We start from the raw sequence: 21,193 nt of genomic DNA on the forward strand, positions 1-21,193 counted from the left end.
GCTCCGCCGCCAATGGCAGCGAAGCCCCCCGTTGCTATTTACGCCTGGCCCAGGAAGTCCTTGGCGAATCGCTGCAGGACGCCACCGGCGTTGTAGACACTCACCTCGGCTGCAGTATCCAGACGACAGGTGACCGGCACTTCAACCACCTCACCGTTGCGACGGTTGATCACCAGTGTGAGATCGCAACGCGGTGATATATTGCCTTTGATGTCGTAGGTTTCTGTACCATCGAGGCCCAGTGTCAAACGTGTCGTACCCGGCTTGAATTCAACCGGCAACACGCCCATACCGACCAGGTTGGTGCGGTGTATGCGTTCAAAGCCTTCCGCCACGATGACTTCAACCCCTGCCAGACGCACACCTTTTGCCGCCCAGTCACGGGACGAACCCTGACCATAATCAGCACCGGCAACGATAATCAGGTTCTGTTTGCGGCCCATGTAGGTTTCGATAACCTCCCACATGCGCATCACCTTGCCTTCCGGTTCGAGACGCGCCAGCGAGCCCTGAATAACCTCGCCGTTCTCATCCCGGCACATCTCGTTGAGAAGTTTCGGGTTTGCAAGGGTCGCGCGCTGGGCGGTCAAGTGATCACCACGGTGGGTCGCGTAGGAGTTGAAGTCCTCCTCCGGCAGGCCCATCTTGGCCAGATACTCACCGGCTGCACTGCTGGCCAATATAGCGTTTGAGGGCGACAGGTGGTCAGTGGTGATGTTGTCCGGCAGCACAGCCAGCGGCAACATGCCCTTGAGTGTACGCTCTCCGGCCAAAGCACCTTCCCAGTAAGGCGGACGGCGGATATAGGTCGACATCGGACGCCATTCGTACAGCGGGCTCTCAGCCTCTTCCACTTCGCCAAGATCGAACATCGGGATATAGATCTCTTTGAACTGCTCGGGCTTAACAGACGACGCAACGATGGCATCAATCTCTTCGTCCGTCGGCCATAGATCCTTCAGCGTCACCGGATTTCCGTTCTTGTCGGTACCCAGTACATCCTTCTCAATATCGAAGCGGACGGTACCGGCAATTGCATACGCCACAACGAGCGGCGGCGACGCGAGGAACGCCTGCTTGGCATAGGGGTGGATACGTCCATCAAAGTTGCGGTTACCGGAAAGTACAGCGGTGGAGTAGAGATCACGGTCGATGATCTCCTGCTGGATTTTCGGGTCAAGCGCGCCTGACATGCCGTTACAGGTCGTGCAGGCGTACGCCACGATACCGAAGCCGAGTTTCTCAAGCTCAGGCAACAGCCCCGCATCTTCCAAGTAAAGCCTTGCAACCTTGGAACCCGGCGCAAACGAGCTCTTGACCCAAGGCTTGCGAACCAGCCCCAACTCGTTGGCTTTCTTGGCTAAAAGGCCCGCGGCGACTACGTTACGGGGGTTGGATGTATTCGTACAGGAGGTAATTGCGGCGATGATGACTGCACCATCCGGCAACAAGCCCTGCTCTTCCTCTTTGCGCGCCGCAGCGAGCATCGCTTCGTCGGCAATACCGCGCTCATGCAACGCAGTCGTCGGCAGACGACGATGCGGATTCGACGGCCCCGCCATGTTACGTACGACGGATGACAGATCGAACTCAAGCACACGCTCGTATTCAGCACCGACCAGCGCATCAGCCCAAAGGCCGGTTGTCTTGGCATAGTTCTCAACCAGCTCAACCTGTTCAGGCTCACGGCCGGTCAGCGTAAGGTAGTCGATCGTCTGCTGATCGATGTAGAACATCGCCGCCGTCGCGCCGAACTCTGGACACATGTTGGAGATGGTTGCGCGGTCGCCAACGGTCAGGCTGGCGGCGCCGTCGCCGAAGAACTCTACATACGCACCCACCACACGCTCCTTGCGCAGGAACTCGGTCAACGCCAGAACGATATCGGTGGCGGTGATGCCCGGCTGGCGTTTGCCTGTGAGCTTGACTCCGACAATATCCGGCAGGCGCATCATAGACGGATGCCCCAGCATGACGGTTTCAGCCTCAAGGCCGCCCACACCGATAGCGATAACCCCCAACGAGTCCACATGGGGTGTGTGGGAGTCAGTACCGACACAGGTATCGGGGAAAGCAATGCCTTCACGCGCCTGAATCACCGGAGACATCTTCTCCAGGTTTATCTGGTGCATGATGCCGTTACCGGCCGGGATTACATCCACGTTTTTGAATGCGGTCTTGGTCCATTCAATAAAGTGAAAGCGGTCTTCGTTACGACGATCTTCGATGGCGCGGTTCTTCTCGAACGCTTCCGGATCAAATCCCGCAGCTTCTACGGCCAGCGAGTGGTCGACAATCAGCTGGGTTGGCACCACAGGGTTGACCTTGGAGGGGTCACCACCTTGTTCTGCGATCGCATCGCGAAGGCCGGCCAGATCCACAAGCGCCGTCTGCCCAAGAATGTCGTGGCAGACCACACGGGCCGGATACCAAGGAAAATCCAGATCGCGCTTGCGCTCGATAATCTGCTTCAATGAGTCGGTCAGCGCCTCGGGTTCACAACGACGCACCAGCTGCTCGGCCAGTACGCGGGAAGTGTACGGCAGTTTTTCATAAGCGCCCGGCTGGATCGCTTCAACTGCCGCTCGGGTGTCGAAGTAATCCAGCGAACTGCCGGGAAGGGCTTTGCGAAATTCAGTATTCATAGCGTCGGGAATCCATCGAAGTCGTAGTGTGAGATGAGAGGCGGACAAACTGCTGCCCACCTCTTCCCTTGTGCATGTTGCCCCTGCGGCTCGAACGGCCGCTTGGGTTCAGGGGATTACGCGCGTTGTTCGATCGGCACCCATTCAGCCGCTTCAGGACCTGTGTAGTCTGCCGACGGACGAATGATGCGGTTATTGGCACGCTGCTCGATCACATGCGCGGTCCAGCCGGCTACGCGCGAGCATACGAAGATCGGCGTAAACAGTTCGGTCGGAATACCCATGAAGTGATAAGCAGACGCATGGAAGAAGTCGGCGTTGCAGAACAACTTTTTCTCACGCCACATAACCGCTTCGACACGCTCGGATACCGGGTAAAGCACGGTGTCTCCCACCTGCTCAGACAACTGCTTCGACCATTTTTTGATAATGGCATTACGCGGGTCCGAGTCACGGTAAATCGCGTGACCAAAGCCCATGATCTTCTCTTTGCGCTCAAGCATGCCCATGATTTCGGCTTCCGCCTCATCAGGTGATTTCCAGTCCTGGATCATCGCCATCGCCGCTTCGTTGGCACCGCCGTGCAGCGGTCCACGCAGGGTACCGATTGCACCGGTCACGCAGCTATGGATGTCCGACAAGGTCGAGGCACACACACGGGCAGCAAAGGTAGACGCGTTGAACTCATGTTCGGCATAGAGAATCAGCGAGGCATGCATCACGCTCACGTGCAGTGGATCGGGCTTGGCGTCGTGCAACGTCCAGAGGAAATGCTCGCCAATGGAGTCGGCGTCGGTCTCGGTATTGATACGCTTGCCGTGATGAGCAAAGTTGTACCAATAGTTAATGACCGACGGGAATACAGCCAGCATGCGGTCGATCTTGTCGTACTGCTCACTGAACTCCTGTTCTGTCTCCAGGTTGCCCAGCATAGAGCAACCGGTGCGCATGACATCCATGGGATGAGCATCAGCGGGAATCTGCTCCAGCACTTTTTTCAGTGCGTCGGGCAAACCGCGCAAGCCCTTAAGCTTGGCCTTGTATGCGTCGAGTTCAGCCTGATTCGGCAGTTTGCCGTAGATCAGCAGGTACACGACCTCTTCAAACTGCGCTTTGTCAGCCAGTTCCTTGATGTCATAACCGCGGTAGGTGAGCCCCGCGCCGGTTTTACCGACAGTACACAGCGCAGTTTCACCCGCAGACTGGCCACGCAGCCCAGCCCCACCCAGTTTCTTCGCTTCAGCCATGGTTATCTCCTAATGCTTTCAAAGCGTCTAACGCGCTTTTTAATATTCGACGCCGTCTTTACTTGTTTTTGCCTTCGGCAAAGAGCGCATCCAACTTCTGCTCGAAGTCGTGGTAGTTGAGGAAATCGTAGAGTTCCATGCGCGTCTGCATGGTGTCGACAACGGCTTTCTGATCACCGTCCTTGAGCAGGTGCTCGTACACGTTCAAGGCAGCCTTGTTGGCGGCGCGGAAGGCGGACAGTGGGTACAACACCATGGTTGCGCCGACCTCACCAAGCTCACGCTTGTTGAACAGGGGGGTAGCACCGAATTCGGTAATATTGGCCAACAGATGGGCACCGTTGATACCGCTTGAGAAGGCCTGATAGTCGTCCAGGGTATGGACAGCTTCTGCGAAGATGCCATCGGCACCCGCCTCAAGACAGGCCTGGGCACGCTCGACAGCAGCGTTCAGACCTTCCATCTGGAACGCATCGGTACGCGCCATAATAAAGAAACTGTCATCGGTTTTGGCATCAACGGCCGCTTTCACGCGATCAACCATCTCATTCAAGGAGACGATCTCTTTGTTGGGGCGATGCCCGCAACGTTTTTGAGCAACCTGGTCTTCGATATGAACAGCAGCGGCACCGCCTTTGATCATCTCTTTAACGGTGCGCGCGATATTAAAAGCACCACCCCAGCCGGTGTCGATATCGACCAGCAGCGGCGTGTCGACAGCACTGGTGATGCGACGCACATCTTCCAACACATCGTTCAACGATGTCATGCCAAGGTCTGGCAGGCCATATGAAGCGTTGGCGACGCCGCCACCAGACAAGTAGATAGCCTGATGTCCCACGCGTGAAGCCATCATTGCATGGTAAGCATTGATGGTACCAACGATCTGCAGCGGCTGGTTCTCAGCCAACGCTTTACGGAAGCGCGCACCCGCAGTCAGTTTCTCAGCCATTTTGTTCCCCTTGAGGTTGCTCTTTAGCATTCAGCTTCTCCTCAATGTTCTGGCGTGCGGCACTGATATGCCGGCGCATCAACATCTCGGCCAACTCTGCATCCCGCGCTTCAATCGCATCAATGATCTGACGATGCTCCTTAAGCGCACGCTTGGGACGCGAGCTGGATACGCTGAACTGGTAACGGTACATGCGTACCAGGTGGTATAGATCGGCGCCCAGCATCTCTTGAAGCTTGGCGTTCTTGCTGCCCTGAACAACGCGGTAATGGAAATCGAGATCGCCCTCTTTCTGAAAGTAGGACCGTCCCTCGCGCTGTTCAATGGAGAGTTCGTGGTTGTCGAGCAGGGATTTGAGACTGTCGATCTCTTCCTGCGTCATGTGTTCCGCCGCCAGACGGCAAGCCATGCCTTCCAGCGCTTCGCGAACCCGGTAGATCTCGATCAACTCCTCGGCCGACAGCTTGACCACGCGGGCACCGATGTGCGGTTTGCGCTCAACCAGACGCCAGCCCTCAAGGCGTCGAATCGCCTCCCTCAGAGGGCCACGACTGATGCCGTAGGTACGCGCAAGCTCCGGCTCGCTGATTTTCTGTCCCGGTAAGAGATCACCTTTAACGATGGCCGTTACAATCTGCTTGCAAACCCTGTCTGCCAGCGTCCGGCTTTCTTGATCGATCTCGAGGACTTCGCTTTTTTTAACGTCGGTATTCATCGCAACCCTTTCAAGATTGTCGACAATGTTTGAATGACGCCACCTTACAGGCGTAAAAAATGACCGTCAACCGAACTTGTCGTATAAATTGTCAACATCAGACAAAAGTATGATGGTAGGAATTATGGCCCATAGGGGGACAACTTACACGTTTTGTAAGTGTTTAAATGCAGGCTTTAACAATAGAACGGCCACTCCCGCCAAGCGGGAACGGCTCGTCGCACGCTTATCCTAAACGAGAGGTAAATCGCTCAAGCTCTGCATTCATGATGCGGGCTATCTGGCGGGGCTTCTGAAAAGGCAGGGAGTGATCGGTGCCGGCAACATGAAAGTAGTGCCAGTTAGGCATGCCATCGGCCAAATGCATATGAAGCTGGTGCATGAGCTCTACGCTCTGCCCGCCTATAAAACTGCTGACATCGCCTTGCGCTGCCAGTACCGACTCACGATCAACATCGCGGATCGCTTTCGTGACGGCATCCAGCGCATTGGCGAAGCCTTCGGGTCGCTGGCCAAGCCGGGCAATTGTCAGACGCTCGGTCTGCTCGGTAATCCGGCGATTCGGTGAAATGGTGTCCAGAAACTGCCGTATACCGGTTTCCCGGTTGTCGGTGCGCAGGTAAACAGCAGCGTCAGAATAACGCTCCCGCAACTGGACAGTTGATTGCCAGTCAGGTCGATCAAGCGCTGCAGACTCCAGAAGGAACTGCTTTTGCACCCTGTCCGAGTGCTGCTGTTTATATAGCATCGAAACAAGTCCGCCCAGCGAGTATCCGCCCAGATCAAACTCCCACCATCCCAGGTGATCAACCAGCGCACCCAGATCAGCAACCAGCTCCTGAACCGTAAAGGCATGCTCCTGCTCATCGGCGTAATGAGTTTCACCGGTACCGCGCATATCCGGCACAAGAATCTCGGACCAATGGGTTAAAAACGATTGCAGCATTTCCCAGGTATCACGGCCACCGACTCCCGCACCGTGAACGAGGACAAGGCGGCGCCCACTCTCCACTGCGGGATGACGGTATAGCCGATACGTCAAATGCTGATCGGCCAGCTTAAGTATTCGCTGTTCTACGTTGAATTGCGGCGCTTTCATCTACCCTCAATCTCATTCGGCCTACATCTCGGTGCGCCATTATAGCCTCCCGAGGCGACGACAGGGTCGCATGGTGACTATGGCAGCGTTAAAATCAATCTTTTACGTTGGAATCATGCCGCGTGATCAACAGCTACCCTCTACCCTATCCTCTTGACCCCTTCTCGGTATTTGAGCGCGTGCGCTCGCTTGGCGACCCCGTAATGCTGGACAGCGCACACCCGGTCACAGACTCGCGTTTTGGGCGCTATGACATTATCGCCGCCTCACCCGATGTATTGGTGCGGTATACACGAGGGGAAACGTCGATACGCCGACAAGGGCTTTGGCAAGCGGTAGCCGGCGACCCCATTACGTTGCTAAAACAGCTGCAGGCGGAGATAGCTCTACCACCTGACAGTGCACTGCCAAGCTTCAGCGCAGGCCTGATTGGCCATTTCAGTTATGATCTCGGCCGGGCGTTCGAGCGGATGCCGAACACCGCTCAGGATGACCTTGCACTTCCTGAAATGCGCGTCGGGCGCTACCTGTGGTCCGTTGTTATCGACCACCACGAACGCAAAAGCGCTCTAATGGCACACGATAAAGCCGATGCGCGGCAAGTGACCCTTTTGCGTAAACTTTTACAGGAGCCCGCTTCCAGCGAGTCAACGACACCTTTCCGGCTTACATCAGACTTCGAGAGTAACCTCCCGGCACCTCAGTATCGCGAGGCTTTCGATCGCATTCAGGCCTATATCCGGGCCGGCGATTGCTACCAGATCAACCTGACCCAGCGTTGGAGCGCGGCCTGTGAAGGCGATCCTTTCAATGCGTACAAGGCGCTACGACAAAAAGCAGCAACCCCTTTCGGGGCGTATATAGAGTCAGACGACGGCACAATTCTGTCACTCTCGCCCGAGCGTTTTCTTAAGGTATCGGCACGTGGCGAGGTAGAAACTCGCCCTATAAAGGGCACACGCCCGCGTGGAACCACACCTGATGAGGACAAACTTCTTGCCGACGAACTGGCCTGCGCAGAAAAGGACCGCGCCGAGAATCTGATGATCGTCGACCTGTTGCGCAACGACCTTGGCAAAGTCTGCGCGGCGGGAAGCGTCAAGGTTCCTGAGCTGTTCAAGATCGAAAGCTATCCCAACGTCCATCATCTGGTTAGCGCTGTAACCGGTCAATTGGCTCAGGGCTACACAAGCCTGGATTTATTACAGCACTGCTACCCCGGCGGCTCGATAACCGGCGCACCGAAGATACGTGCCATGGAAATTATCGATGAACTAGAGCCCCATCGCCGGGGTATTTACTGTGGCTCAATCGGGTATATCAACGCCGACGGCGCCATGGACACCAGCATCTGTATTCGCACACTGCTGGTAGAACACGGGAAGATCTATTGCTCGGCTGGCGGCGGAATCGTGGCGGACTCCGATGCCGATGCCGAGTATCAGGAATCGTTCGACAAGGTTAACAATCTACTGGATACATTAAAGGGGCTCTAAAGCCCCTTTAATGTATTCGTTCCAAGCGAAGCGATTACAGCGTCAGATCCCGATTACTGGCCTTGAGGAACTCCTTCTTGAGGTCTTCATAGCTATGCACAGCCGGGAACTGAGGAAACTCCGCAATAACGTTATCCGGCGCATGGAACAGGATCCCCTTCTCCGCCTGTGCCAGCATGGTGGTGTCGTTATAGGAGTCGCCTGCCGCAATAACGCGGTAGTTGAGCAGCTGGAAAGCCCGAACCGACTGCCTCTTGGGATCTCGCTGACGCAAGGTGTAGTCAGTAATGCGCCCATTACCATCCACTTCCAGCTTGTGGCACAGCAACGTGGGGTAACCCAGCTGCTTCATGAGCGGAGCCGCAAACTCATAGAACGTGTCCGACAGAATGACAAGCTGAAAGCGCTCGCGCAGCCAGTCAACAAACTCTTTCGCCCCTTCCAGAGGGCTCAAACGGCTTATGGTGTCCTGAATTTGGGGAAGCGTCAGACCATGCTGATCAAGAATGGAGAGCCGCTGCTTCATCAGCACATCGTAATCAGGTATATCACGCGTTGTGGCTTTAAGCGCCTCGATGCCGGTCTCTTCGGCAAACGCAATCCAAATCTCAGGAATAAGAACACCTTCCAAATCAAGACAAGCCAGCTCCACGCTCATTCTCCGCTCTAATTAAAAACAGTGGGCCACTCTACCCCGAAGCGTGTTGTGCTTTCAACGCAGGTAATCGATTGCCACAATACCGGCCAGATGGGAGTGCAGCACAACGTTTCCATATGCGGGATTTGGTTATCCAACCCGCACCGACTCTCAGCACGCCCCAATTCCCTTAATATTGCATATTGAAAACGGACCGGACGAGAAGCAATGAAACTTTGCAAACTAACCTGCGACACAATTTTGGCTCGTGCGCTTGAGGCTGCCTCGAAAATGGATTGCGCCATGAGCATTGCGATCTGCGATGCCGGTGGCCACCTGCTCCAGTTCTGCCGGATGGACGGTGCCTTTGTAGGCTCCGCCGATATCGCCATGCGTAAAGCCAATACATCAGCAATGTTCAATGCACCCAGCGGAGTGTTGGGCGAGCTTGTGCGCAAGAAAGCACTCACCGGATTCGAGCTTAGCAATGACGGCCTTATGCTGTTTGGTGGCGGCCTGCCTATCCGAATTGATGGAGAACTGATTGGCGCTATCGGTGTATCAGGCGGATCCGCGGAGCAGGATGTGGATGTTGCTACCGAAGCACTGGAGGTCCTTCAATGAGCCGCACACTCAGGGTAGGTGTGGTAGATCAGTCACCGATTCATGATGGCAACCCTGCAGAACAGGCGTTGAGAAACAGCGTCGCGCTTGCCAGACATTGCGAGGAGCTGGGGTTCAGCCGCTACTGGATCGCTGAGCATCACAATACCCCAAGCTATGCGAGCCCTGCCCCCGAAATACTGATGGCTGCGATTGCAAGCCAGACCCGATCCATTCGCGTGGGATCTGGCGGGGTGATGCTGTCTCATTACAGCCCGCTCAAGGTCGCGGAAACGTTCAGCTCTCTGCAGGCGCTTTTCCCTGAGCGAATCGACATGGGGATCGGTCGTGCACCGGGCGGCAGCAGTCTGTCTACTCACGCACTCGCGTATCCGGGATACCCTGCCGATGGCGAGCTTTATCCAGAACAGCTCAGCGATCTTCTGGCACTTGTTCGTAATGCCCTGCCTCACGGGCACCCCTATCAGGGGCTTCGCGCCATGCCCGGCACCCGGACGCCCCCCGCACCCTGGGTGCTCGGATCAGGTAGTGCCAGCACTCAACTGGCCGCCTCGTTAGGCGCAGGTTTTGTCCTGGCTCTTTTCATCGGCACCGAGTACCGCTCGCCAGACATTATTCGAAGCTATCGAGATGCCTATCGCCCGGGCGGGTTTGACTCGAAGCCCAATGCAATGCTGGCGACCGCAGTTATCTGCGCCGACTCCCTGGAAGAGGCACGACACATAGCCGCCACCCATACGTACTGGAAGGTCCAGGCATTCTTGCATGGCAACCGAGAACCGTTACGAGCACCTGAGCAGGTCCACAGCCTCTACAAACAGCTGAGTCCGGCTGACCAGGCCTACTATGACGAAACGCTGAATTCGATGATTCTCGGCACGCCCGAACAATGCCGCGAACAGCTCGAAGCGTTGTCAGCGCAATATGATGTGGACGAGATTCTTGCCATCAATGTGACCTATCGGTTTGCCGACAGACTCAAGAGCTATGAATACCTGTCCAGCGCAATGGAGTTAAGTCAGCACAAACAGACTACAAAGGCGCTCAGCTGCGCGAGTTAGCCAGGCAGCCGGTCTTACATGACCGGCAGTTCAAGACCTTCGAAGAGCGCATCGACCTCAGCCCGGTTATCGCAGGCCTGAACCTGACGTACCACATCGGGAGTGAGGTGCGGTGCGAACAGACGGATAAAGTCATACATGTAGCCGCGCAGGAACGTCCCTTTGCGGAAACCGATTTTTGTCGTACTGGCCTCGAACAGGTGGCTGGCATCCAGCGCAACCAGATCGTCATCCACCCCAGCCTCGTGCGCCATGGACGCCACGATACCGACACCCAGTCCCAAGCGGACATAGGTTTTGATCACATCCGAGTCCACCGCGGTGAACACCACCTTGGGTTCAAGGCCGTGATGACGGAACGCATCATCAAGTTTGGACCGCCCGGTAAACCCGAACACGTATGTCACAATCGGGTACGCCGCCACATCTTTGAGCGTCAACTCCGACACCTGCGTCAGCGGATGTCCTTTCGGCACCATGACCGAACGGTTCCAGCGGTAACAGGGCATCATGATCAGGTCACTGAAGTGCTGCAGCGCTTCGGTCGCGATGGCAAAGTCTACCGTGCCATCCGCCGCCATCTCCGATATCTGCATCGGCGTGCCCTGATGCATATGCAAGGACACGTCCGGATACGCCTTGATAAACTCGTTAATGGCACTCGGCAATGCATAGCGAGCCTGAGTATGCGTTGTCGCGATAGATAGACTGCCTTTCTTCTCGTCGCTGAACTCCTGCGCAACCTGCCGAATACTTTCGACCTTTTGCAGAATCTCTTCCGCCACAGAAAGGATTGCCTGACCGGCTGGCGTTACACGCGTTAGATGCTTTCCACTGCGGGCGAACACCTCCACACCCAATTCATCTTCAAGCAGACGTATCTGCTTGCTGATGCCGGGCTGAGATGTATACAGACTCTGCGCGGTAGCGGACACATTCAGATCATGTCTTGCCACTTCACAGATGTATCGCAATTGCTGAAGCTTCATTACAGCGCATCATCCATTTTCTGTAATCAAAAGAACATTTTCATATAACAACAAAGAATATGTATAGCAGCGCGCTGTCGCAACGTCTATCTACACAGCTTTCACTCAAAGACGTGCGCTAAGGCGCCTTATCTCTTCATCCTGAGTTACGAGGCGCTTTTCCAACGCAGTGATACGTGCCTGCGCTTTCATCGCTGCCTCTTCACGCTCTTTCAGCTGTGCTCTCAACGTATTTTCACGGCGCGCAGCATCACTAGCGCTGGTGAGAGAGCGCTGACTTGCACGCTGCAACTCCTCATTAAGCTCTTTAATCTTATCTTCCAACCTTTTGTTTTTGTTAGTTTCAGCCAGAAGAGAGCTGCTGGTTTTCGTCAAATCCCGATGCTGAGATCCTACATTTTGCTTGATTGCGTTAAGCTCTGATTCCAATGCCTTGATCTGACTCGCCTGCGTTTCGATCTTGACATCCTTGCGGGCCAGCTCGCCTTGAAACTCGTGCACGTCCCGCGTCAGCGCCGCTTCCTTACGCCCAGCTTCATCCCTTACCTTGTCCAGCATGCCTCGGTAGTGACGAACCTCGACTTCAGCCTTGGCATGAGTCTCCACACCTTTACGCTGCTCATCCTTCATGCGCTGTTCGGCACTGCGACGATACTCTTCATACTGCTTGCGTAACTGGCTGAGCTCATGCTCGAGATTAGCGCGCAGCTGCTCCTCACGCTTACGCTCGTTCGTCTCCGAAGCCAGCGAGTTCTTCAGCACCGCGATCTCCGCCTCCAGAGACTTTCCATGCTGTTCGGACTCTTCCAGACGGATACCCAGTTCGCGGTAGCGCGCTTCAAGCTCCTGATAGACGCCCTGAGACTGACGCAGCGCCTCTTCATTTATGCGCCGACTCTCCTCTTCACCAACGTCATACTGCTGGCGGTCACGGTTCACGTTCGCGTTGGCTTCCTGTAACGCTTGCTGCCAGACACGCAAGAATGACTGAGCCAGAGAATCAGGAACATCCATGAAAGCTTTGGAATTTCGATTACCGAGTTGGACACGCCCCGGCAGCCCCTGCCACCAGCGCTCAAGCACTGTCTCAACGTGGTTTTGATCCAGATCCAACTGCGCAGCAATCCCTGCCACATCGGGACGGGCTCCATTCATGAGCATATGGTCAGCCGCGGAAAAAATGCGGGACTGATCACGTTCGTTCACATTCAACATCCTGATCCTGTTTATCTCTGTTCCTGAGCCTCGGCGCTGGTCACGAGCTTTTCAAGCGCTTGCGCAACTTGAGCGTCCAACGCCGCCTCCACCTTTAGAGGTGTACCATCCGGTAATTTCAATTCAAGTGCCGCCGCGTGCAGCATCAGGCGACGGAAACCCAATTCACGATACTGCTGATTGATGGCATCGACACCATATTTCGGATCGCCGATGATTGGATGCCCGACAAACTGCGTATGCACACGAATCTGATGCGTACGGCCAGTTCGTGGACGGGCTTCGATAAGCGTAGCCGAGGTGCCATAACGCCTCAATATACGAAAGTCGGTCTGAGACGGTTTACCTTCGGCATCGACCCTTACAAAGCGCTCACCCGATTTAAGCTCGCCTCTAAGTAACGGAGCGTCCACACGCTTGTCTTTGCTCTCCCAGCGCCCCTGGACCAGCGCATGGTAAATCTTCTGCACCTTGTGCTGGCGCAGCAGCTCGTGGAGATAGCGCAACATTGATCGCTTCTTAGCGATCATGATGCAACCGGAGGTGTCGCGATCCAGACGGTGGACCAATTCAAGAAATCGCTGATTCGACCTTAACTGCCGAACCGCCTCGATAAGCCCAAGATTCACGCCACTTCCGCCATGAACCGCGAGCCCCGACGGTTTGTTAATTACCATCAGCGCATCGTCTTCGTAGACGACCGCGCTTTCGAGATGCTCAAGCAGCTTATCCCCGACCACAGGCGCGTCACCTTTTTCAGGCAAGCGCACCGGTGGCACGCGAATGAGGTCCCCTGCCTGTAACTTGTACTCGGGCTTGATCCGCTTTTTGTTGACTCTCACCTCGCCCTTGCGCAGGACTCTGTAGATCAGGCTCTTCGGCGCGCCTTTAAGTGCGGTGCGTAGGAAGTTGTCGATCCTTTGCCCACCCTGATCCTCTTCAACGGTAATAAACTGCACCCCTTTCTGGATGCCTGTACTCTCATCTGCCATCAGTTACTGATACGTCCGTTCGTTGATGCTCTTAGGGTTAGCTGTTATATTCTAGCGATGCCGCAGGCGGTTGGCTTTAGCTATTTTTGAATCCAGGTCGCCGGCCCCTCACCCACACCTCGAAGCGTGGCCGCGCACGATCCGATCGGCGGCAGAGATTGATGGTTTCTCACGAAATCAAACCTTATTTTACGTAACGCTTTCACGGCCTTCGCCTGATATCGAAGGCCCAGTTGAAGGTGGAGACGCACGCTGACCCGGAACCTGCCTATCAGGCAGCCACAGCCAGCAACTATAACGACAGAGGTCTGCGTTTCCTCCACCGCCGATATAAGAGCAGTCGCCAAGGCGGCCGCCCGCGCGCGTTGCCCGGACTACCAATAGCCCGGACAGCCGCCGCGATCAGAAAGACTGGGCATCATCTTCACACTCCGGTGCAGCAACCGGCGGTGGCAGCGTTGCGTGTTGCTGAGAACGCATAACAACATGAAGAGAATGCTCATTAACGCAACTCAACCCGAAGAGTTGCGCGTGGCTCTGGTCGATGGCCAGCGCCTATTTGACCTGGACATCGAGTCCGACAGCCGCGAACAGAAAAAGGCCAACATCTATAAAGGCCGTATAACCCGAGTAGAACCAAGCCTTGAAGCGGCCTTTGTCGATTACGGCGCCGAGCGTCACGGTTTCCTCCCGCTCAAAGAGATCTCCCGCGAATACTTTAGTAAGCAGCCCGAACGCGGCCAGCGTCCCAACATCAAGGACATGGTCAAGGAAGGCACTGAAGTTATCGTTCAGGTTGATAAAGAGGAGCGCGGCAATAAAGGCGCGGCACTGACTACCTTTATCAGCCTGGCGGGCCGTTATCTGGTACTGATGCCCAACAACCCGCGTGCAGGCGGAATTTCACGTCGCATAGAAGGCGACGAGCGCACGCAGCTGAAAGAGGCGCTGGCTGGCGTCAATATTCCCGATCAGATGGGCGCTATCGTGCGCACAGCAGGTATCGGTCGCAGCAGTGAAGAGCTGCAGTGGGACCTGGATTACCTGATCACCCTCTGGGATGCGATTACCGCAACAACCGGACGCTCTGCGCCCTTCCTGATTTACCAGGAGAGTAATGTCGTTATCCGTGCGATTCGCGACTACCTGCGTTCTGACATTGGCGAGGTACTGATCGATGATCCGATCGTTTACGATCAGGCTCTGCTGTTCGTCCGCCAGGTAATGCCGAGCTACGAAAACCGCATCAAGCTCTACAAAGAGCAGGTTCCGCTGTTCAACCGCTTCCAGATCGAAACTCAGATCGAAACCGCATTCGAGCGCGAGGTCAAACTCCCGTCCGGCGGCTCTATCGTCATCGATCCGACCGAAGCCCTTGTCTCTATCGATATCAACTCGGCCCGCGCCACCCGTGGCGGCGACATCGAAGAGACAGCGCTCAATACCAACCTTGAAGCCGCTGAAGAGATCGCTCGCCAGCTGCGCTTACGCGACATCGGCGGCCTGATCGTCATCGACTTCATCGACATGACGCCGATCAAGCATCAGCGTGAGGTCGAAAAGCGTCTTGGCGATTCACTCAAGCTTGATCGCGCCCGCGTTCAGATGGGCCGCATCTCGCGCTTCGGTCTTCTTGAGATGTCACGCCAGCGACTGCGCCCCTCTCTGGCGGAGTCTCGCGGCCATGTATGCCCGCGCTGTAATGGCCAGGGTACTATCCGCGATACCGAATCCCTGGCGCTCTCGATTCTCCGACTGATCGAAGAGGAGTCCGCCAAGGATCGTACCGCGCAGATCCGCGCAATCCTGCCAGTCAGCGTCGCAACCTTCCTGCTCAACGAAAAGCGTCGCGAGGTTCACGCAATCGAGCTGCGCAATGAAGTGCAGGTTGTTATTGTACCGAACCCGAATATGGAGACCCCGCACTACGAAGTGGTTCGCCTGCGCGATGACCACAGTGTCTCCACAACACACGATCCCAGCTATACGCTTCAGCCCGAAGCCGTTGAGGAGCAGCCCGAAGCTGTAGCTGCCCCGACAAAACGCGAAAAAGCAGCTGTTCAGGCCGTGATTCCGACTGCTCGTGCACCGCAGTCTGCAGCAGACAATACACCGGCCGAACAGGCTGAAGCAGAACCCCAGGCCCCCGCTCCCGTAACCCTCTCGTTCGGCGAGCGTGTCGTTGCGACCCTTGGCCGGCTGTTCGGAAAGAAAGCTGAAGAGCCGAAGCCCGAGCCGAAGAAGGAGAGCGAGGACGAGAAACCCGCCAAGACAAGCCGCGACAACCGCAGCCGCAATAGCCAGGGTAAATCACGCCGGCGCAGTGACGATCGTCGAGGTGATCGTGGCGAACGCGGAGACCGCCGCCGCTCCCGCGACAACGACGAGATCATTACGATCGAGCAAGAGAAGGCGCTGCCGACAATCGGCGAAAAGAGCAACGAGGACACCGCCGATCAGGATAAAGGAGACGGCACCGGTCGCCGTCGCCGCCGTCGCAGCCGCCGTCGCAGCGACAACGACTCTGCCGCCCAGTCCGACAATCAGGATCAAGGCAACCAGAGCAAACAGGCCCTGGACGTTGACAACAGCTCAACAGACAACAAGCCCGCTGATGCTGCAGCGAGCGAAGGTGACGAAAGCCGTAGCCGCCGCCGTGGTCGCCGTCGCCGCAAAGGCGACGAACGCACAGCTCTGCGCACCCCGATAGAGGGTCAGGAAGAGATCGTAGCAACCGCCAGTGCAGACACTTCATCCAACGATGAAGAACAAACCGCTGAAGCAAAGACTGATGTAACCAGCTCGCCCGAGACCGCTTCAGAGCAGACCGAAGCGCAGTTAGCGGCCGAACCTGAGGCAGCGACTGTCGGCGAAAGCGAAGGCAAGCTGCCGGAATCTCCCGTGGACACTCCAGCACCTGATGCAGCGGTAACCGACGTGGTTGAGGCAGAAGCGAAAGCCGAAACCGCCGATCAGGCAGCTGCTGAAACTACAGAACGCTCAGAAGCTACGGACGGCGTCATTGCAGAAGATGATTCGACCTCTCCCGCAGAGGAGACAACCGAAGCCGTTATCGAACCGTCCGAAGCTCTCGAAAGCGAAACACGCGAAGAAGCGGTAGTGGCGGAACAAGCAGCTAAAACCAGCGAAGAAGCGGACCAGGCTGTCGCTGAGACAACTGTCGAAACTGCGACTGTAGCCGCTGATACTGCAGAGGACGAGAAAGCGGAAGAGACTCTTGAGCAAGCTGAGCTGGAAGAAAAGCCTGCATTGACTGAAGAGCGCGCAGAACCCGCTTTAGAAACAGCGGACATCCTGCCTGTCTCGGATGAGAGCCCGACCAAGCAGCCTGAGCAGAACGAGAGCGACGCTGTCGCGACCGAAAGCGCTGAGCAGGAAGAAGCTGCGACCGAGGCCGCACAAGAAGAGGGACAGCCTGCACGCCGGCGCAGAAGCCGTCGCGCGCCTAACGATCCTCGAGAAGTGCGTCGCCGCCAGAATCAGACAGAGGCTGAAACCGCCGACTCCGATTCAAACAGCGAAAGCTGATCTCGGAAAACGCACTAAAAAGCCCGCCAATTGGCGGGCTTTTATGTTTTAACGCGTTATGCAGACAATTGAGTTAGGCTTCAGCGCTTTTTACGGGTAGAAGCGTGGTTCAATCTCAAGCTGCACACCGAAATGCACCTGAATATCCTCACTGATCATTCCCGCCAGCGCCTCTATCTGACGACGATCACCCTTACCGTAGTTGACCAATACCAGCGCCTGGTGCTCGTGGACACCAACACCCTCTTGCCGGAAACCCTTCCAGCCTCGCTGATCAATCATCCAACCCGCTGCCAACTTGAAGCCATCGCCCTCGGCGTATGCAACGATATTGGGGCATTTCGCCTTGAGCGTTTCATACTGCGACATCGAAACAACCGGATTCTTAAAAAAGCTCCCGGCGTTTCCCAGAACCACCGGATCCGGCAGTTTTTCACGCCTAATACGACAAACCGCATCGAATATCGCTTGCGGTGAAACCTCAAGCCCCGTCTCGATAGCATCCCGCAGCGGCTTGTATGTCACCACACATTCAGCTACACGGCTGAGCAGGAAACGGACTCGGGTAATTAAATACCGGTCATAGTGGCGCTTGAATACACTGTCTCGATAGGCAAACTCACAGTCTGCATTTTTCAGCCAAAAACAGCGGCGCTGCTGCCAGTCATAAACCTCGACAGCTTCGATTCGGTCTTTCACCTCAACGCCATAAGCACCTATATTCTGTACCGGCGCCGCCCCCACACAGCCAGGTATAAGCGCCATGTTTTCAAGGCCATAGATACCCTGACGCAACAGACTCTCTATCGATGAGTGCCACTCCTCTCCCGCTCCGAGCGTGACACGCACACGATCACCGCCCAATTCTTCACACTCAATGCCAGCAATGGCGACCTGAGCGACCACGCCTGGCACCTGACGCCCGAGTACGAGATTACTCCCCCCGCCAATCAACAACAGCGGGCTGGGATTTTCGTCAAGACTGGCGTGAAGGGCGTGTATATCGTCCACCGACTCAAGACGGACGAAACGTTCGGCTATAGAGTCAAAGCCAAAGGTATTCAGTGCCTTTAGGGGAACATTCCGCTGAAACACCAGACTCAACCGAGCAACTCCTCGCGCAAATGACCCAGAAGTCCATCTGCTGCAGCCTCAACAAGATCCAACACCTGCTCGAAGCCTTTATCTCCGCGCGTATAGTAAGGGTCCGGCACCTCGGCATTTTTCATACCGGCAAAATCAAGAAATAACCCGAGATGGCCATCAAAATCTGCGGGACAAATCGACTTCAGGTTATCCAGATTCTGCTGATCCATTGCGAGAATGTAACGGTAGCGGGAAAAATCTGCCTGATCGACAGCCCTCGCCCTCAATCGGGAGAGGTCGTATCCCCTGCGCGCCGCGATAGCAGCGCTGCGCGAGTCCGGCGGATTGCCGACGTGATAGGCAGCCGTTCCCGCCGAATCAACGACCAGCATCGAAGCCAGATCCTCATGCTCCTTGAGCTTTGCATCAAAAACGCCTTCGGCCGTCGGAGAGCGGCAGATGTTGCCCAGACAGACAAAGAGTACGCCCGTTTGGCTCATCACGCCCTCTCCAATAGCTTCTGCAGCCGTTCCAGATCTTCGGGCGTATCAACCCCAGTTGGCGGCGCTTCGAGCGCCTCCTCAACGTGTATACCAGCACCGTTATAAAGTGCACGTAACTGCTCCAGGCACTCGGTCTGTTCCACAGAGGCCGCAGGCCAGGCAACGAAGTCGTTCAGTAGCTTTACACGGTACGCATAGAGACCGATATGCCGCTGCCAATTGAAGCCTTCCGGCAGATGATCAAGCTTTTCACCTTGAGCAAGCGCGGCGTCACGCGGCCAGGGAATAGGTGCACGACTGAAGTAGAGCGCCATACCCCGGTGATTGGTGACAACCTTGACCACATTCGGATTCATCAACGCTTCGACACTTTCGATAGGCTCAGAGAGGGTCGCGATACTGGCTTCAGGTACTGCTGCCAGATTGTGGGCCACCTGATTGATGATCCTCGGCGGAATCATCGGCTCATCACCCTGTACGTTAACAACGATATCGTCAGCGTAAAAACCGAGCGTTTTCACCACCTCCTGCAGACGATCCGTTCCAGACGGATGATCAGGCCTCGTCATGCAGACCTCGGCTCCGAACTGGGCGGCAGCCTGGGCTATTCGCTGATCGTCCGTTGCGATGACAACGCGTTTGGCTTCGCTTTCACAGGCACGCTCGTAGACATGCTGGATCATAGGCTTGCCAGCAAGCTGCGCCAGCGGCTTACCCGGGAAACGGCTGGATGCAAAACGAGCAGGGATAACGATGGAAAAGCTCATGGTTGATCTCACTTTTTCTCAGGCAAGCGCTCTTCAGCGGTAAGGGTGCGCGCCTCGCTTTCCAGCATAACCGGAATATCGTCGCGAATCGGGTATGCAAGTCCGCTGGTACGGCATATCAACTCATTGGTCTCGCGATTCAATTCGACCGGCGCCTTGGACACCGGACAAACAAGTATATCAAGCAGTTTCTGGTCCATTACGGACTCCCATATTTCTGTTTCAAACTATTCAACCGGCTATCCAGCCATGACTCGAATCCATTATCGAATTGAGCCTCTACGCGCAATGACCAGCAACCGGAAGGCGCCCAGCCTCTGCATTTAACTGCGTCTTTCTCAGTCATGATAAGCGGTAGCGCAGGACTCAGACGCAACTGCTCGTGAGAGAGTTCCGCATGATCCGCCAATGGATGTTCAATTGGATCGAAACCCAGTGCACGCAGGGTATCGAAAAAACGTGCCGGATGCCCGATACCGGCCAACGCGTGCACCTTTCGTGATTCGCTCCACTGATCGGGCGAAACCTTCTGCCCGCTGGCCAATTCAATCAGGCAAGCAGGTTTAAGACGCATCTGCGTGGCACCATTAAAAGCAAATGCCCCTGCCCCGTTGAGTATAACGCGATCAACCTGCAATAAGCGCTCGGGAGGCTCTCGCAGCGGCCCCTCTGGCAGACATCGACCATTGCCAAGCCCGCGTCCGGCATCAATAACCGCGATCTCCACATCACGTGCCAGCGCATAATGCTGAAGACCATCATCGCTGATTACAATGTTACAGTCGCCGCTCTCAAGCAAAGCGCGCACGCCAGCCGGTCTGTCAGGGTCAATAAAGACAGGCACACCTGTGCGCTGAGCAATCAGACAAGGCTCATCTCCCCCATCAGCGACTGAGGTTTCCGGCGTGACTGGATATGGATAATAGGGTGCCTTGGCACCATACCCACGACTCACCACTCCGGGCCGGTAGCCCCTTTCTCGAAGCATCTCGATAAGCGCCAGCGTTACCGGGGTTTTCCCGCTACCGCCGACCGTAATATTGCCTACTACGATGACAGGCACTGGCGCACGCCACTGCGCAGCTGTTTTTGACAACCGGCGCCTGGCAGAAAGAAATTGGAATAAAAGAGAAACAGGCCGCAGCAGTTTCAGCCAGCCTGCGCCCCGGTACCAGCTGTGCTCAAGCGACATCAGCGTGATTCCGGCACTCGGGTCGTGATACTAAGTTTTGAAAAGCCAAGCTGCCCTGCCACATCCATGGCCGTCACAACCGACTGATGCGAGGTACTTCCGTCCGCTGTAATCACAAACGGCAGACTTCGATCATCCCCCGCTATCTTCTGAATAGCCCGTTTGAGCGTAACGGCCTGAGTATTGACCAACGGTTGTCCATTGACGCTGTAATTACCCTCGGCATTGATCACCACATCAACCGACTGCACGTCGGATTGCGCCTGAGCGGCAGACGCCTCGGGAAGGTCAACCTCCAGATGAGTTTCCTTGGTAAACGTCGTGGAAACCATAAAGAAGATCAATAGGAGAAATACCACATCGATCAAGGGCGTGAGATTAACACTCACCTCTTCTCGACGTTGACGCTGGAACCGCATTCAGA

General features: G+C 55.8%; 19 protein-coding genes. 4 read left to right on the forward strand and 15 right to left on the reverse strand.

Annotation, left to right across the window (positions count from 1 at the left end):
- Positions 1–38: 38 nt before the first annotated feature.
- The 5 genes from acnD to ADIMK_RS18220 all read right to left on the reverse strand — a co-directional run bounded on the left by acnD (position 39) and on the right by ADIMK_RS18220 (position 6,658).
- A complete protein-coding gene (gene acnD, locus ADIMK_RS18200) occupies positions 39–2,645 on the reverse strand; it encodes a Fe/S-dependent 2-methylisocitrate dehydratase AcnD (RefSeq protein ID WP_036191149.1) in 2,607 nt (868 codons plus the stop codon).
- Positions 2,646–2,761: 116 nt separating this feature from the next.
- Positions 2,762–3,892 carry a bifunctional 2-methylcitrate synthase/citrate synthase gene (gene prpC, locus ADIMK_RS18205; protein ID WP_036191151.1) on the reverse strand — a complete coding sequence of 377 codons (1,131 nt, stop codon included), beginning with the start codon at positions 3,890–3,892 and terminating at the stop codon, positions 2,762–2,764.
- Positions 3,893–3,950: 58 nt separating this feature from the next.
- Positions 3,951–4,844, reverse strand: coding sequence for a methylisocitrate lyase (gene prpB, locus ADIMK_RS18210; RefSeq protein ID WP_036191153.1), 894 nt, complete (start codon positions 4,842–4,844; stop codon positions 3,951–3,953).
- Complete coding sequence (locus ADIMK_RS18215; protein ID WP_036191156.1) at positions 4,837–5,559, reverse strand: GntR family transcriptional regulator; 723 nt, start codon at positions 5,557–5,559, stop codon at positions 4,837–4,839. Before ADIMK_RS18215 ends, prpB begins: the two co-directional genes overlap by 8 nt.
- A 226-nt stretch (positions 5,560–5,785) precedes the next feature.
- Positions 5,786–6,658 (reverse strand): alpha/beta fold hydrolase, encoded by an 873-nt coding sequence (locus ADIMK_RS18220; RefSeq protein ID WP_036191158.1) that lies wholly within the window; start codon positions 6,656–6,658, stop codon positions 5,786–5,788.
- A gap of 122 nt (positions 6,659–6,780) precedes the next feature.
- Here ADIMK_RS18220 and pabB point away from each other — a divergent pair, with 122 nt between their 5' ends.
- A complete protein-coding gene (gene pabB / locus ADIMK_RS18225) occupies positions 6,781–8,154 on the forward strand; it encodes an aminodeoxychorismate synthase component I (RefSeq protein WP_231517086.1) in 1,374 nt (457 codons plus the stop codon).
- 34 nt (positions 8,155–8,188) lie between these two features.
- Here the strand turns inward: pabB and thrH are convergent, their stop codons facing one another.
- Complete coding sequence (thrH, locus tag ADIMK_RS18230) at positions 8,189–8,806, reverse strand: bifunctional phosphoserine phosphatase/homoserine phosphotransferase ThrH (protein ID WP_036191620.1); 618 nt, start codon at positions 8,804–8,806, stop codon at positions 8,189–8,191.
- A gap of 213 nt (positions 8,807–9,019) precedes the next feature.
- Between thrH and ADIMK_RS18235 the strand changes: the two genes are divergently transcribed.
- Positions 9,020–9,415: a GlcG/HbpS family heme-binding protein gene (locus ADIMK_RS18235; RefSeq protein ID WP_036191162.1), complete on the forward strand. Its 396-nt coding sequence runs from the start codon at positions 9,020–9,022 to the stop codon at positions 9,413–9,415.
- A complete protein-coding gene (locus ADIMK_RS18240) occupies positions 9,412–10,476 on the forward strand; it encodes an LLM class flavin-dependent oxidoreductase (protein ID WP_051693103.1) in 1,065 nt (354 codons plus the stop codon). Before ADIMK_RS18235 ends, ADIMK_RS18240 begins: the two co-directional genes overlap by 4 nt.
- Before the next feature lie 14 nt (positions 10,477–10,490).
- On the opposite strand, the gene cysB is transcribed toward ADIMK_RS18240, so the two are convergent.
- From cysB to rluC, 3 genes are all read right to left on the reverse strand, one after another.
- A complete protein-coding gene (gene cysB / locus ADIMK_RS18245) occupies positions 10,491–11,465 on the reverse strand; it encodes an HTH-type transcriptional regulator CysB (protein WP_036191164.1) in 975 nt (324 codons plus the stop codon).
- 105 nt (positions 11,466–11,570) lie between these two features.
- Positions 11,571–12,671, reverse strand: coding sequence for a DNA-binding protein (locus tag ADIMK_RS18250; protein WP_197027581.1), 1,101 nt, complete (start codon positions 12,669–12,671; stop codon positions 11,571–11,573).
- A gap of 20 nt (positions 12,672–12,691) precedes the next feature.
- Positions 12,692–13,672: a 23S rRNA pseudouridine(955/2504/2580) synthase RluC gene (rluC, locus tag ADIMK_RS18255; protein WP_036191168.1), complete on the reverse strand. Its 981-nt coding sequence runs from the start codon at positions 13,670–13,672 to the stop codon at positions 12,692–12,694.
- Positions 13,673–14,158: 486 nt separating this feature from the next.
- Here rluC and rne point away from each other — a divergent pair, with 486 nt between their 5' ends.
- Entirely contained in the window at positions 14,159–17,221 is a 3,063-nt protein-coding gene (rne, locus tag ADIMK_RS18260; protein WP_051693104.1) for a ribonuclease E, read from the forward strand.
- A gap of 90 nt (positions 17,222–17,311) precedes the next feature.
- On the opposite strand, the gene murB is transcribed toward rne, so the two are convergent.
- Genes murB through ADIMK_RS18290 form a run of 6 tightly spaced genes read right to left on the reverse strand, consistent with a single transcriptional unit; the run spans position 17,312 to position 21,188 of the window.
- Entirely contained in the window at positions 17,312–18,316 is a 1,005-nt protein-coding gene (gene murB, locus ADIMK_RS18265; RefSeq protein WP_231517099.1) for a UDP-N-acetylmuramate dehydrogenase, read from the reverse strand.
- Positions 18,317–18,321: 5 nt separating this feature from the next.
- Positions 18,322–18,807 (reverse strand): low molecular weight protein-tyrosine-phosphatase, encoded by a 486-nt coding sequence (locus tag ADIMK_RS18270; RefSeq protein ID WP_036191173.1) that lies wholly within the window; start codon positions 18,805–18,807, stop codon positions 18,322–18,324.
- Positions 18,807–19,577 carry a 3-deoxy-manno-octulosonate cytidylyltransferase gene (gene kdsB, locus ADIMK_RS18275; RefSeq protein ID WP_036191174.1) on the reverse strand — a complete coding sequence of 257 codons (771 nt, stop codon included), beginning with the start codon at positions 19,575–19,577 and terminating at the stop codon, positions 18,807–18,809. Before kdsB ends, ADIMK_RS18270 begins: the two co-directional genes overlap by 1 nt.
- An 8-nt stretch (positions 19,578–19,585) precedes the next feature.
- Positions 19,586–19,777, reverse strand: a complete 192-nt coding sequence (locus ADIMK_RS18280; RefSeq protein WP_036191175.1) for a Trm112 family protein — start codon at positions 19,775–19,777, stop codon at positions 19,586–19,588.
- On the reverse strand, positions 19,777–20,769 hold the full coding sequence (gene lpxK / locus ADIMK_RS18285; protein ID WP_036191176.1) for a tetraacyldisaccharide 4'-kinase: 993 nt from the start codon (positions 20,767–20,769) through the stop codon (positions 19,777–19,779). Before lpxK ends, ADIMK_RS18280 begins: the two co-directional genes overlap by 1 nt.
- On the reverse strand, positions 20,769–21,188 hold the full coding sequence (locus ADIMK_RS18290; protein WP_036191177.1) for an ExbD/TolR family protein: 420 nt from the start codon (positions 21,186–21,188) through the stop codon (positions 20,769–20,771). Before ADIMK_RS18290 ends, lpxK begins: the two co-directional genes overlap by 1 nt.
- Between the last annotated feature and the right edge of the window lie 5 nt (positions 21,189–21,193).

Source organism: Marinobacterium lacunae (assembly GCF_000705555.1).
GTDB classification, from domain to species: Bacteria; Pseudomonadota; Gammaproteobacteria; order Pseudomonadales; family Balneatricaceae; genus Marinobacterium_D; species Marinobacterium_D lacunae.